Origin of the sequence: Bradyrhizobium sp. IC3195 (assembly GCF_020193585.1) — a bacterium.
GTDB lineage: Bacteria > Pseudomonadota > Alphaproteobacteria > Rhizobiales > Xanthobacteraceae > Bradyrhizobium > Bradyrhizobium yuanmingense.
Genome location: NZ_JADYVG010000011.1, coordinates 14871 through 28474 on the forward strand (window position 1 = coordinate 14871; position 13604 = coordinate 28474).

Below are 13604 nucleotides of genomic sequence, written 5' to 3' on the forward strand. Positions count from 1 at the left end.
CCTTGGGAACATGGTGGATTGTTTGCCGCGTCCTGGATTTTCCTTCGCGGCGTCGTGCCGCACAGGCGCAGCTTGGAACTCTCGCGCCCGATCGAAACTTGACTCCGCGGGTCAGCATCGCCGCCGATCGCTGGCCTGCACGGCCCCGCCTCCAAGCCCCCCATACCCCCCTGGGTGGGGCCGTGCTTCCAAGCAGGAGGTGCAATTGTCCGAGCCGACCGAGCAAGAGATCAGAGAACGCGCGCACCAATTGTGGGAGCAGGCGGGCAAGCCCGAAGGGCGCGAGGAGGAATTTTGGCACGCGGCGGAGCAGGAGCTGCGCAACGAGGACAGGTCGAGCACGCTGCGGACGCCGGATACGCTGTGACCGACAAGACCTGCCCATTCTGCCAGGGTCTTGGATGGGTCTGCGAAAACCATCCGCTCCGGGTCTGGAGCGAGAAGCTCGGCGGCTGCCGCTGTGGCGAGGGCATGCCCTGCTCCTGCAACACGACCGAGGACCCTGAAATCAGGGTGGTGATCGTCGAAGCCGACACGACGTGGCACTAGCGGCGCCCAACCGATGCCTGCTCGGCTGGTCACTTCCGAAACGCTGCACCTCAGGGAACGGACCATCCCGGAAAGGAATTTAGTGTCCGCACGGCTCCGACAACAATTCTTTCCGCGGCAGTTTCGGTGGTGGACGAGCAGAAGAAGCTAGAGCACCAGATCGAACTCGCAACGCGAGCGGCCTCGCTCGTCAGGGATGAAACCACCGGACAACGCTTCAGGAGCTTCGCGGAGGAACTGAAACGAAAGCTGCTTCGCATAATGCGCCGTGGCAAGGTGCGCACACGCGCCTATGAGCTCTGGGAGCAGGCGGGACGGCCGAGCAATCGCGAGCTGGAGTTCTGGCTGGAAGCCGAACGTCAGATCGAAGATGAACGCGAGGAGCGAAAGAGCTCGGGCGCTTCATAGCGCCGGGCGGTATCTCCGTCCTCTGCGCGCGGACCGCAGGTGCCGGTCGCGCGAGCAAGAAAAAAGCCGCCGGGTTCTTCACCCTGGCGGCGTCGCAAAGTCCGTAGCTGTTGATCGTCTTCCCAGCCTCGTGCGTACCGCCGTTACCTTGTTTGCGGCCATGCCCGATCCTTGTAGGCGATGGTGCGCGATTCCGCTGTGATCTGGAGCACACAGTGGAGAGGATTCGCCGTCACGTTCTGACGGCCGCGCTGCGCTGCAACCATCAGCGCGCTCACGAGCCCCTCAGGTCCGGTACCACGCCGCCAGGTTCCACGTGATGGTGTCCCAGCCGGAGATGTCGATCATCAAATTGTTGGCGCCGGCGTTGACGACGTGGCGCGAGAGCAGGGGCAGGAACACGTTTGCCTCGCAGAAGATCTCGTCGACCTTCATCAGCAGCGCGGCGCGCTTGACCGGATCGAGCTCGTTCTGCGCGGCCTTGTAGGCCTTGTCGGCTTCGGGATCGGAATAGCGCGAATTGTTGCGGCCGAGCCATTTGTTGTCTTTGGTGGCGATCTCCCAGGACACGCACTGGTTCAAGAGGCGCTCCGGATCGGGCTGCGGCTGCGTCGTGTTGTACATCTCCATGTCGGCATAGAATTTCGAGTAGGTGTCGGGATTGCCGACGTCGGAGGAGAAGAACACGGAGGCGGTGACCGCCTTGATCTCGATGTCGATGCCGGCCTTCTGGCACGCCTGCTTGATGATGGCCTGCGTCTTCTGGCGCGGCGCGTTGGTCGAGGTCTGGAATACGTATTTGAGCTTCTTGCCGTCCTTCTCCCGGATGCCGTCCGCGCCCTTGGTCCAGCCGGCCTCGTCGAGGATCTTGTTGGCCTTGTCGATGTCGAACTCGTATTTCAGCTTGGGCGACTTGAACTGCTTGGGCGCGTTGACGAAGCTCGCGGTGGCGATGGCGCCGCGTCCGTAGATGAACTTCTGGATCGAATCGCGGTCGATCAGGAAGTTGATCGCGCGGCGAACGGCGGGATCGGACAGCGTCGGATGCTTGGTCTTGACGCTCGAGCGCTCGCCGTCGACCTCGGTCCAGGGATCCGTCGTGTTGAGGATGATGAACTCGACATTGCCGGAAGGCGTGATCTCGAGCTTGCCCTTGCCGCCGGCCTCCATGCGCTTGAGGACCTCCTCCTCCACCTGCATGTTCCAGGCGAAGTCGTACTCGCCGGTCTGCAGCACGGCGCGCGCCGCGGACACCGCGTCGCCGCCGCCCTTGATCTCGACCATGTCGAAATGCGGCTGGTTCTTGATGTGATAGTCGGGATTGCGCTCGGCGCGGATCATGTCGCCCGGCTTGAACTCGACGAATTTGTACGGGCCGGTGCCGACCGGCTTCAGATTGCCCGGCGCTTCGCGCGACTTGGCCCCGACATACTCGCCGAAATGATGCTTCGGCAGGATCATCCCGACCGAGCCGACGAACGGATCGGCCCAGAACGGCGTCGGCGCCCGGAAGATCACCTTGACAGCGTGGTCGTCGATCTTCTCGACCTTGATGTCCTTGTAGGAGCCCGTGGTGTAGGCCGCGGTGGCGAGATCTGCGGCGTATTGCCAGGTGAAGACGACATCGTCGGCGGTGAAGGGCTTGCCGTCATGCCACGTCACGCCCCGCTTCAGCTTCCAGATCACGCTCATGCCGTCGGCCGCAAGGCCGCCGTTCGCCTTGGTCGGCGCCTCGGCGGCGAGGCAGGGGATGAGGTTGCCCTCCTTGTCCCAGCCGGCGAGCGGCTCGAAGAAGATGCGCGAGGCGATCTGGTCCTTGGTGCCGAGCGCGAAATGCGGATTGAGCAGGGTGGGCGCCTGCCAGAGCAGCATCTTGAGCGTGCCGCCGCCGCCGGCCTTGGCCGGCTTGTACGGCAGCGTGGCGTCAGCCATCGCGACGTCGTGCCAGACCAGGATCTGGCTCGCGATCGGCGCTGCGATTCCGACCGCGGCCATTGTCCTGATGAATGAGCGCCGAGACAGCGTGCCTTGCTTCACCTCTGCGACCAGATTGCGGATTTCGTTCTCGTTCATTGGATGATCCCCACTTCGTCGCCACCGGCTCAGTGCGCGCTAACTCAGCACGTCGGGCGTGGTGGAGTCAAAGAGAAGGACGCCGGCCCGGCTGCGGATGGAACGAAAGTGCAATCCGGGATTCTTGCCACGAGCGGCAGCAGCCCTGCTTGCGCGGCGCTTCATCCGGGTTACGCGCGCGCACTTTGTCGCACTCTGCATTCGTTTTCCGTTTGCGGCCGAATGGAGAAAGGCTGGCCCCGAGCCGCGGACAATATGGATTTCCATTTCATTGATTTCGCACCGCAGAAAAGGGAATACGGGTCCGTTGCCGCAAGACCCAAGGAGACCAAGATGCCGTTTCGCCTTCCCCTGGTTCTCTCTGCCGTGCTGGCCGCATGGTCCGCCGCAGCCGCGGCCGAGACCATCAAGATCGGCGTGACGCCGGGGCCGCATGCGCAGATCCTCGAAGCCGTGAAGCCGATCGCCGCCAAGCAGGGCCTCGACATCCAGCTCCTGGAGTTCTCCGATTACGTGGTGCCGAACGCCGCGCTCGATGCCGGCGAGATCCAGGCCAATTCGTTTCAGAACCAGCCTTACCTGGACAACCAGAAGGCCGACCGCGGCTACAAGATCGAATCCGTCGGCCTGACCGTGAACTTCCCGATCGGCGTCTATTCGAAGAAGCACAAGGCCTTCGGCGACATCCCCGCGGGCGGCAAGGTCTCGATCCCGAACGACCCGACCAATGGCGGCCGCGTGCTGCTGCTGCTGCGCGACAAGGGCGTGATCAAGCTGAAGGACGGCACCGGCTTCAAGCCGACCGTGCTCGACATCACCGACAATCCCAAGAAGCTGAAGTTCATCGAGGTCGACGCGGCGCAGGCCCCGCGCGCGCTCGACGACGTCGATGCCGCCGCGATCAACACCAACTATGCAACCCAGGCGGGCCTCGATCCGGTCAAGGATCCGATCCTGCGCGAGGACCCGAAGGGGCCCTATGTCAACCTGATCGCGGTGCGCAGCGCCGACAAGGACAAGCCTTGGGTCAAGATCCTCGTGGACAGTTACCACACGCCTGAGGTCAAGGAGTTCGTCCTGACCAAGTTCAAGGGCGCGGTGCTGCCGAGCTGGTAGGCAATCTGCCCGCCCAGAGTCCACATGAAGGCGATCCGGCGGGCAGCCTTGCGATCAGCCTTGCGCAGGAATCTTGCGTATGTGCCCTGCGTAATGCCCGCTTGTCGGGAACTGCGGCAACCGACATCATCGGGGCCCATCCTCGCCCGACAGGGATCGTATGAAACGCTTTGCCAACCTGAAACGTCTGGGCTTCTTCACGCGGCTGCTCGACGAGGCGCCGGCGGCGGACCGCTATCGCTTCGCCGCCGAGCAGATCGTGCGCGCCGAGAAGGCCGGGCTCGATTCCGCGTGGATCGCTCAGCATCATTTCCATGAGCGCGAGGGCGGCCTGCCGTCGCCCTTCACGTTCCTGGGTTATGCGGCCGCGCAGACCTCGCGCATCCGCCTCGGCACCGGCATCGTCACGCTGCCGCTGGAGAACGCAGTGCGGGTGGCGGAGGACGCCGCGGTGCTCGATCTCCTTTGCAACGGCCGCTTCGAGCTCGGCGTCGGCACCGGCGGCAACCCGTCGGCCTTCGCCGCTTTCGGCCTCGACAGCGCCCAGCGCAACGAGATCTTTGCCCGCAATTTGGACATCGTCCGCAAGGCCCTGACCGGCGAGCCGCTCAATGGCGGCGACACGCTTTATCCGCAGCGGCCGCAACTGGATAAGCGCATCTGGCAGGCGACGTTCTCCGTTGCCGGCGGCGCCCGCGCCGGCAAGGCCGGCGACGGCCTCCTGCTCTCGCGCACGCAGCCGCGGGCCAAGGACGCGCCGAACGCGACGCTCGCCGAGATCCAGAACCCGATCATCGACGCCTATCTCGCCGCGCTGCCGCCGGGCTGCGAGCCGCGCATCATGGCCTCGCGCAGCATCTTCGTCGCCGACGACCATCGCGAGGCGCTGCGGCTTGCCGATATCGGGCTGCGCCGCGCGCTGCCGCAATTCATGAAGGGCGGACATCCCCCTCCGGGCGAGACGCTGGAGGAGATGATCACCGCGTTCGACACCCATGTCGGCGATGCCAACCACGTCATTGCCTCGCTCCGCACCGACGCCACGCTGGAACGGGTGACCGATCTCGTCTTCCAGGTGCATTCGGTCGATGCGCCGCATCCTGACGTCCTGCGCTCGATCGAGCTCGTCGCCGACAAGGTCGCCCCAGTGCTGGGCTGGACCCGGACGGCCGCCAAAGACATTGTCCTCGCAGGTTAGCCGGAATGAACGAAAAACGCGTTGCACGAGGCTGAATGATGGGAACGCAAGACATCATCGACACGCTCGCCGGCATCGAGCCCGGCTCCACGCTCGACGCCATCCGCGCGCGCCGCCTGCAGGCGCGCGAGAATGCGCAGAAGAGCTATCTCGCTTTGTTCGAGCCGATCGAGGCCGGCGATTTTTCGCTGGCCGCACGCGCCGCGGTCGCGGCCTTCGTGACCGGGCTCCATGGCCAGTCCCCCGTCGCCGCCTTCTATCGCGACAAGCTTGCCGCGACTGCGGATGGCGCGCCTCTGCTCGATGCGATCAACGCCGAGATCGAGCGCGGCAAGACCTCCGGCCCATACGGCGCCTATCCGGCCGGTCCGTTGTCGATCGAGAACAAGGCCGGCTTGATCTATCGCGTCAGCGCGGAGCGCAAGCCGGTCCTCGGCGCCCGGCTGGTTGCAGCATTGGAGCACGCGCACCTCCTTGTCTTCCACCCGCGCGATGCCGCGTCCGCCGACATGAAGGCGCTACTGGCTGCCGGCTGGTCATCCACCGGCATCGTCACGTTGTCCCAGCTCGTTGCGTTCCTGTCGTTCCAGGTGCGCGTCGTCAGCGGCCTGCGCACGCTCGCCGCAGCGAACGCGTAGGAGGTCCAATCATGAGCACCGTCAATCCGCCCGTCGCCTTCACCCAGGACGAGCTCGGCTGGGTCTCGTGGATCGACCCTCTGCCCGAGGCCGAGCTGACCGAGCGGCACTACGCCGGCCTCGTCGACCGTGCCCGCGCCAAGTCGGAATATTTTCGTCTTTTGGTGCGCGATCCCGAAGTGCTGGAAGCCCGCACCAAGACCGACAAGGACATCTTCTACAACGTCGCCGACGGCCTGCCGCGCGCCGAGCGCGAGCTCGCCGCTGCCGCGACCTCGCGCTACAACGGCTGCATCTATTGCGCCTCCGTGCATGCGCGCTTCGCCAGCACCTATTCCAAGCGGCGCGACGACGTCCAGCGCCTGCTCGACGAGGGCGTTGGGGCCGATCTCGGCGAGCGCTGGAATGCGGTGGTCAAGGCCTCGGTGGCGTTGGCCGCAACGCCGATCGCATTCGGGCCTGACAATATCGCCGAGCTGCGCCGCGCCGGTCTCGACGACGCCGAGATCGTCGACGTCATCAACGGCGCCTCGTTCTTCAACTGGGCGAACCGGCTGATGCTGTCGCTCGGCGAGCCCTCGAAATAGGCAATCTTACCGGCACGAGAATTGCTGCTGTATCAACATTGAATGGATGGAGCCGTGAATGAGCAACATCGATCGCCGTACCCTGGTCAAAGGCTCGCTCGCCGCCATGATGGCTGGCACAGCCTTCTCGCGCGCCGCACTGGCGCAATCCGCCGAGCCGATCCTGCTCGGCGTCAGCGGCCCCCTCACGGGACCGAACGCGCAATATGGCGCGCAGTGGAAGCAGGGCTTTGATCTCGCGCTCGACGAGATTCACGCCGCCGGCGGCATCAACGGCCGCAAGCTCGCCTACCAGTTCGAGGACAGCCAGAGCGATCCGCGCCAGTCGGTCGCGATCGCCCAGAAATTCGTCTCCGATCCCCGCATCGTCATGGAGCTCGGCGATTTCTCCAGCCCCGCCTCGATGGCGGCCTCCCCGATCTATCAGCGCGGCGGCCTGGTGCAGTTCGGCTTCACCAATTCGCACCCCGACTTCACCAAGGGCGGTGACTTCATGTGGAGCACGTCCGTGAGCCAGGCCGACGAGCAGCCACTGCTGGCGTCCTACGCCGTCAGGCGGCTCGGTCTGAAGAAGCTTGCGGTGCTGCACCTCAACACCGATTGGGGCCGCACCAGCCGCGATCATTTCGTCAAGGCGGCCAAGGAATACGGCGCCGAGGTCGCGATCACCGAGGGCTACATCGCCGAGGAACGCGACTTCCGCTCCACTCTGGTGCGCGTGCGCGACGCCAGCCCGGACGGCCTGATCCTGATCTCCTATTATTCCGACGGCGCGCTGATCGCGCGCCAGGCCCGCCAGGTCGGCCTGAAGCAGACGATCTGCGCGGCCAGCTCGGTGTACTCGCCGAAATTCATCGAGCTCGGGGGCGAGGCGGTCGAGGACGTCCATCTCGGCACGCGCTATTTCCCGCAAGATCCGCGGCCCGAGGTGAGGAAGTTCATCGACGGCTTCAAGGCCAAGTACAACGGGCAGGAGCCCGACGCCTTCAACGCCTATTCCTATGACGCGATGAACATGGCCGCTGCCGTGGTGAAGATCGGCGGCACCGACCGCCGCGCCATCCGCGATGCCTTCGCCAAGGTGAAGGACGTCTCCAGCGTCATCTTCGGTCAGGCGACGTTCGACGTCGAGAGCCGCCGCGTCAAGGGCGCGATGAATGCCGAGCTCGTCGTGCGCAAGGGCCAGTTCGCGCTCTGGGACGGCAAGCCGACCTGATGTGATGGCCGAAGCGATCGCTCCGGCCGCTTTCTCCCTGATTAGGAATGCTGCGTGTCCTCCTGGCTCGACCACACCATCAACGGGCTGATCGTCGGCAATGTCTACGCGCTCGTTGCAGTCGGGCTTGCGCTGATCTTCGGCGTCAGCCGGCTGATCAACTTCGCGCAAGGGTCGATCTATCTGGTCGGCGCCTATATCGGCTGGATCGCGGTGGTGCAGCTGCACACGCCGCTGCCTCTCACCATCATCGTGGTCGCCGTGGCCGCGGCGATCGTCGGTCTGATCATCGAGCGGTTCGGTCTGCGGCCGCTGCAAAACTCGGTGCGCATCGCGCCGCTGCTCGCGACCATCGGCATCAGCTTCGTGCTCGACCAACTGGTGATGCTGATCTTCTCGCCCAATCCGCGCGCGCTGCCGAGCCAGTTGCCCGATGTCCGCTTCCAGGTCGGTGGCGGGACGATCGGGCCGCTTGATCTGCTCATTGCCGGCGTCGGCCTCACCAGTGCGCTGCTGCTGTTCGTGTTCCTGCGTTACACCAAGCTCGGCTGGGCCGTGCGTGCCACCGCGCAGGACCGCGACGCCGCCATGCAGATGGGCGTCGACGTCAACCGGGTCAATCAGGCCGTGTTCGGTATCGCGGCGGCGCTCGGCGGCGTCTCCGGCATGCTGGTCGGCATGTACTACAACCAGATCGACACGGCGATGAGCCTTCAGGCGACGCTCAAGGGCGTTGTCGCGGAAGTCGTCGGCGGCGCCGGCAACGTGCCGGGCGCGGTGATCGGCAGCCTGCTGCTGGGCCTCGTCGAGAGCTACGGCGTCGCCGTGCTCGGCACCAGCTACCGCAACTTGTTCGCGTTCCTGCTGCTCGTCGTCGTGCTCGTGCTGCGGCCGAACGGCCTGTTCGTCAGCGCACGGCAGGCGCCGCCCGAGCCGCTCACCGGCACGTTCATCGCGCCGAGCCGCCCGGTGAATATTCCCCGCTGGGCGCTGTTGGTCGCGGTTGCCGGCTTTGCGATCCTGCCGCTGTTTCCGGTGTCCTTCTACGTGCTCCAGACCCTGATCAACGCCTGGCTGCTCGGTATGCTCGCGCTCAGCCTGACGCTGGTTGCGGGCACGATGGGGCAGGTCTCGCTCGGGCATGCTGCGCTGCTTGCGATCGGCGCCTACACCTCCGCATTGCTGTCGCTGACGCTGGCCGTTCCGGCCGGACTTGCCGTCATCGGCGGTGGCCTGATGAGCGCCGCGCTCGGCACGCTCCTGATCTCGCCGTCCTTCCGCCTGCGCGGGCATTACGTGTCGATCGCGACGCTCGCGATCGGCGAGATCGTGGCGCTGGTGATCCTGAACTGGGAGAGCGTGACGCGCGGCCCGATCGGCATCTCCGGCATCCCGCCGCTGTCGCTGTTCGGCTATGACCTGATCAGCCCGACCTCGGTCTATTGGTTCAGCCTTGCGGTCATGGTCGTGCTCGCGCTGTTGCAGGGGCGGCTGCTCACCTCGCATCTCGGCCGCAGCTTTCGTGCCATCCGCGACGACGACATCGCCGCGCGCGCCTATGGCCTCAGCCTGAACCGCTACAAGTCGATCGCCTTCATCTTCGGCGGCTTCGCCGCCGGCGTCAGCGGCGGCATCGCCGCGCATCTTTATTCCTACATCAACCACGAGACCTTCAACACGCAGCAATCCATCCTGGCGCTGACCGTCGTGATCCTCGGCGGCCTCGGCAACGTCGTCGGCGCGATCGTCGGGTCGGTCGCGCTGGTCGGCCTGCCCGAAGTGTTCCGGATCGCGGCGGAGTATCGCATCCTGATCTACGGCATCGTTCTCTTGCTGCTGGTGCGGTTCAGGCCGCAGGGCCTGTTGGGAACGGTCTGATGGAGAAGCAGCTTCACGCCATGCTGTCCCTGCGCGGCCTGACGCGCCGTTTCGGCGGCCTCACCGCCGTCGATACGATCGACCTCGATCTTGCCAAGGGCGAATTGATCAGCATCATCGGCCCGAACGGCGCCGGCAAGACGACGCTGTTCAATCTCGTCACCGGGCTGGATCGGCCCGATGCCGGCACCGTCAGCTTCGAAGGGCAGGATATCACCGGCCTGTCGCCGGAGCGGCTCGCGGCCGAAGGCATCGCGCGCACCTTCCAGCTCGGCCGCGTGTTCGGCAATCTCAGCGTCATGGACAATGTCCTGATCGGCGCGCACACGCGGCTGCGCGCGGTGAAGCCGGCCGTGCCGGTGATCGGCCCGCTGCTGGAATTGGGTCTGGCCTTGCTGCGTCCCTCGCGCGTCAGGGCCGAGGAGGAGCGGCTGCGCGAGGAGGTGAAGGCCATCCTCGCGCGTTTCGGCGAACGGCTGCTGCCGCGCATCGACCAGCCCGCCTATAGTCTGTCTTACGCCAACCGCCGCCGCGTCGAGATCGCGCGTGCGCTCGCGCTGAAGCCGCGGCTGCTGCTGCTCGACGAGCCCACCGCCGGCATGAACCCGACCGAGACCGCGGAGATGCAGGGGCTCGTCGCCGAATTGAAAGCCGAAGGGCTGACCATCCTGCTGATCGAGCACAAGCTGGAGATGGTGATGCGCCTGTCCGACCGCGTCATCGTCATGGACGAGGGCAAGAAGATCGCGGAAGGGCCGGGCGAGCAGGTGCGGAGCGATCCCAAGGTGATCGAGGCGTATCTCGGCCATGGGCTATCAGGGGCGGCGGAGCAGGAGAGCGCGGCATGACGAACTCTGGTCCCGAACCGCTGCTGGCTTTGTCGAACGTCAACACCTTCTACGGCCAGGCCCAGGTGCATTTCGACCTGTCGATCACGGTTGCGCGCGGCCACATCGTCTGCCTGCTCGGCGGCAACGCGAGCGGCAAGTCGACCACGATGAAGATCATCTTAGGGTTGGTGAAGCCGCGCTCGGGCGAGGTGACGTTCGACGGCGCTTCGCTGATCGGGCTCTCCACGCCGCAGATCGTCCGCCGCGGCATCGGCTCGGTGCCGGAGGCGCGGCGGCTGTTCGCCGACATGAGCGTGCGCGAGAACATCCTGATGGGCGCCTTCGTGCGCAATGACCGCGACGCCATCGCGCAGGATCTCGACAGGATGCTGACGCTGTTCCCGAAGCTCGGCCAGCGGCTGTCGCAGCGCGCCGGCTCGCTGTCCGGCGGCGAGCAGCAGATGGTGGCGATGGCGCGCGCGCTGATGAGCCGCCCGCGCATGATCGTGATGGACGAGCCGACCATGGGCCTGTCGCCGCTTTATGTCGATCGCGTGCTGGAGCTGATCCGCAGCATCAACCAGGCGGGCGTCTCGGTTTTCATGGTTGAGCAGAACGCCAGCCTCGCGCTCGAGATCGCGCACGAGGCCTATGTGCTGCAGACCGGCAAGATCGTGCTGTCTGGCCCCGCGCGCGCACTGAAGGACGACCCCCGCATCCGCGACGCCTATCTCGGCGGCTCCGAGGCGGCCTGACGCTCAAGCCGACGCCGCGCTTGCGACCTGCTCCGCCGGCTGATCATCGCCGTTGGGATCGCCCGGCGCGGTCGCCCAGGCGAGCTCCACCAGCGTCACGATCCGGCGGCCGCCGCCGTCGAGCTGGACGACGATCAGGCCCTGCTCCTCCATGTAGCCGAGCAGGCGCTGCGCGCGGCGCAGCGAGTGCGAGCCGTAGGCGCGGGCGATCGCGGCATCGCCGGGGCAGGGCCAGCCTTCCTTCGCCGCGCGCGCGATCATCATGAACACGCCCTGCATGTCGTCGGGCAGGATCGAGGCGCGCAGCGCCACGTCCTGCCAGGCGTCGTCTTCGGTGAGATCCGTCCCGAGCCCGGCGCGCGCATGCGTCAGCATGCGCCGGAATTCGTTGAGATCGGGCACCGCCGCCCCTAGGCCCTCGATGCGGCAGCGGACCACGAACTCCTGATAGAGCACGCCGATGGCGCGGAAGCCGGCATCGGGCTCGGCCATCACGGCACGCAGCGTGCGATCCACGCGCTCGCGCCGCTCGGCGAGCTCTTCGGCACTGACGGGAGCCTCGACCACTTCGGCCCGAATCTCCGGCACCGCGGCGGCCTTCGCTGCGCGAAGCTGCTCGAGCAGATCCGGCGCCGGCCGTCGCTGCGGCCGGCTGGCATCGGGCGGCGGTGCGGCGAGGATGACCGCGCGGGCATCTTCAAGCGTGGCTTCCGGCAGCGGCATCAGCCGCGGTGTCGAATTGCGCGGGCTGGTCTCGGTCGGGCCGATGTTGAGGCGCAGCGGTCGGCGCGACAACGCAGGTCCCAGCGCCATGAACTGACCGCGCTCGAGATCGCGGAAGGCTTCCGCCTGCCGCCGCTCCATGCCGAGCAGGTCGGCGGCGCGGGCCATGTCGATGTCGAGGAAGGTCCGCCCCATCAGGAAGTTCGAGGCTTCGGCCGCGACGTTCTTGGCGAGCTTGGCCAGGCGCTGGGTTGCGATGATGCCGGCAAGCCCGCGCTTGCGGCCGCGGCACATCAGATTGGTCATGGCGCCGAGCGAGAGCTTGCGTGCTTCGTCCGAGACTTCGCCCGCCACCGCGGGCGCAAACAGCTGCGCTTCGTCGACGACGACGAGCATCGGGTACCAATGATCGCGGTCGACGTCGAACATCCCGCCAAGGAACGCAGCCGCGCGCCGCATCTGGTTCTCGGCGTCGAGACCTTCGAGATTGAGCACGGTGGAGACGCGATGCAGCCGTGCGCGCTCGCCCGCGACCTGGAGGCCGCGCTCGGTGTGATCCTCGGCCTCGATCACCAGATGGCCGAAGCGCTCGGCCAGCGTGACGAAGTCGCCCTCGGGGTCGATGATGGCCTGCTGCACCCAGGGGGCGCTCTGTTCCAGCAGCCGCCGCAAGAGATGCGACTTGCCGGAGCCCGAATTGCCCTGCACTAGGAGACGGGTCGCGAGCAGTTCCTCGAGGTCCATGGCGGCCGCGGCGCCTGCCGTGGTCTGCCCCATCTCGATCGCAACCGTCATGTCCCCGACTCAAAGTCCCGTCATTCGCGGACAGCGGCTTATCAATCCAGCCGCGGCACGTCGAGCGCTCCAGCACGAATCAGATGGTGTTGCCCACGCCAAAACCGGCAAGCTCCGCCGTGAGCGGCAGGAACCCGGTGCCGAAAGGCCTCAGCTCGGGGAAGATGATGCAGACCGCCATCGCTCGGCCAAATGACGCAGATCAAGATCGACGGGTTCGAGAGCTGCTATCCGGCCGTATGACCTTTCTGACCTTCTTCACGGCGACCTATTTCCTGCTGGCGGTGCCGGGGCCGACCAACACCCTGCTGGCGACATCGGGGGCCGGAGCGGGCATCTCGCGCTCCCTTCATCTGCTTGCGGCGGAGCTGTGCGGCTATCTGCTGGCGATCGCGGTGCTGCGGCTGGCGCTCGGTCCGGTCATCAGCGACATCCCGATTGCGGCGCTGCTGCTCCGCGTCGCCGTGACCATCTACATCCTGTGCCTCGCGGTCATGCTCTGGCGCGTCAATACGCGCGAGCTGCGCGACGGCGCTGCGGTGACGTTCGGCCAGGTGCTGCTGACGACGCTGCTCAACCCGAAAGCACTGGTCTTCGCGTTCCTGCTGCTGCCGCTTGGGGCCGGGCCGCTCGAACTGCTGCCGTGGCTCGGCGTGATCGTGCTGCAGATTCTCACCGCCGGCGCCGCGTGGATCATTCTCGGCGCAACGCTCGGCCGCGGCGCCCGTCGCCTCGGGCGCCCTGACCTCGTCACGCGCACCGGCGCGGTTACGCTGGTCGCCGTGACCGGCCTGATCTGGCTGCAATCCTTCCTGGTTGCCTGAGCGGACCTCGGTGG

The 13604-nt window shown here is 66.2% G+C and carries 14 protein-coding genes; 12 read left to right on the plus strand and 2 right to left on the minus strand.

Translation table 11 applies throughout. The features are described 5' to 3' along the window. Positions 1 to 205: 205 nt before the first annotated feature. The 3 genes from I6F09_RS21115 (at position 206) to I6F09_RS37740 (ending at position 957) form a co-directional block, all read left to right on the plus strand. Positions 206 to 367, plus strand: a complete 162-nt coding sequence (locus I6F09_RS21115) for a DUF2934 domain-containing protein (RefSeq protein WP_074447557.1) — start codon at positions 206 to 208, stop codon at positions 365 to 367. Continuing rightward, positions 364 to 549, plus strand: coding sequence for a hypothetical protein (locus tag I6F09_RS21120; RefSeq protein WP_074447556.1), 186 nt, complete (start codon positions 364 to 366; stop codon positions 547 to 549). Before I6F09_RS21115 ends, I6F09_RS21120 begins: the two co-directional genes overlap by 4 nt. Positions 550 to 678: 129 nt before the next feature. Continuing rightward, complete coding sequence (locus I6F09_RS37740; RefSeq protein WP_036006918.1) at positions 679 to 957, plus strand: DUF2934 domain-containing protein; 279 nt, start codon at positions 679 to 681, stop codon at positions 955 to 957. A 285-nt stretch (positions 958 to 1242) separates the two neighbouring features. Here the strand turns inward: I6F09_RS37740 and I6F09_RS21130 are convergent, their stop codons facing one another. Then, on the minus strand, positions 1243 to 3030 hold the full coding sequence (locus I6F09_RS21130) for a peptide ABC transporter substrate-binding protein (RefSeq protein ID WP_057026455.1): 1788 nt from the start codon (positions 3028 to 3030) through the stop codon (positions 1243 to 1245). Between the two features lie 333 nt (positions 3031 to 3363). Between I6F09_RS21130 and I6F09_RS21135 the strand changes: the two genes are divergently transcribed. From I6F09_RS21135 to I6F09_RS21170, 8 genes are all read left to right on the plus strand, one after another. Next, positions 3364 to 4146 carry a MetQ/NlpA family ABC transporter substrate-binding protein gene (locus tag I6F09_RS21135; RefSeq protein WP_225188957.1) on the plus strand — a complete coding sequence of 261 codons (783 nt, stop codon included), beginning with the start codon at positions 3364 to 3366 and terminating at the stop codon, positions 4144 to 4146. 160 nt (positions 4147 to 4306) lie between these two features. Beyond that, a complete protein-coding gene (locus I6F09_RS21140) occupies positions 4307 to 5344 on the plus strand; it encodes a putative FMN-dependent luciferase-like monooxygenase (protein WP_225188958.1) in 1038 nt (345 codons plus the stop codon). Positions 5345 to 5382: 38 nt separating this feature from the next. After that, positions 5383 to 5982: a CMD domain protein gene (locus tag I6F09_RS21145; RefSeq protein WP_225189045.1), complete on the plus strand. Its 600-nt coding sequence runs from the start codon at positions 5383 to 5385 to the stop codon at positions 5980 to 5982. Positions 5983 to 5993: 11 nt separating this feature from the next. Further along, positions 5994 to 6569 carry an alkylhydroperoxidase domain protein gene (locus tag I6F09_RS21150; RefSeq protein ID WP_225184708.1) on the plus strand — a complete coding sequence of 192 codons (576 nt, stop codon included), beginning with the start codon at positions 5994 to 5996 and terminating at the stop codon, positions 6567 to 6569. 58 nt (positions 6570 to 6627) lie between these two features. Then, a complete protein-coding gene (locus I6F09_RS21155; RefSeq protein ID WP_036027466.1) occupies positions 6628 to 7785 on the plus strand; it encodes an ABC transporter substrate-binding protein in 1158 nt (385 codons plus the stop codon). Between the two features lie 54 nt (positions 7786 to 7839). Beyond that, complete coding sequence (locus tag I6F09_RS21160; RefSeq protein ID WP_036006935.1) at positions 7840 to 9663, plus strand: ABC transporter permease; 1824 nt, start codon at positions 7840 to 7842, stop codon at positions 9661 to 9663. Next, positions 9663 to 10511 (plus strand): ABC transporter ATP-binding protein, encoded by an 849-nt coding sequence (locus I6F09_RS21165; protein ID WP_210235505.1) that lies wholly within the window; start codon positions 9663 to 9665, stop codon positions 10509 to 10511. The genes I6F09_RS21160 and I6F09_RS21165 overlap by 1 nt, the downstream gene beginning before the upstream one ends. Then, complete coding sequence (locus tag I6F09_RS21170; protein WP_109144828.1) at positions 10508 to 11248, plus strand: ABC transporter ATP-binding protein; 741 nt, start codon at positions 10508 to 10510, stop codon at positions 11246 to 11248. The genes I6F09_RS21165 and I6F09_RS21170 overlap by 4 nt, the downstream gene beginning before the upstream one ends. Positions 11249 to 11251: 3 nt before the next feature. On the opposite strand, the gene I6F09_RS21175 is transcribed toward I6F09_RS21170, so the two are convergent. Further along, on the minus strand, positions 11252 to 12766 hold the full coding sequence (locus I6F09_RS21175) for an ATP-binding protein (protein WP_225123905.1): 1515 nt from the start codon (positions 12764 to 12766) through the stop codon (positions 11252 to 11254). Between the two features lie 239 nt (positions 12767 to 13005). Here I6F09_RS21175 and I6F09_RS21180 point away from each other — a divergent pair, with 239 nt between their 5' ends. After that, positions 13006 to 13590, plus strand: a complete 585-nt coding sequence (locus I6F09_RS21180; protein ID WP_036027459.1) for a LysE family transporter — start codon at positions 13006 to 13008, stop codon at positions 13588 to 13590. Positions 13591 to 13604: the final 14 nt, after the last annotated feature.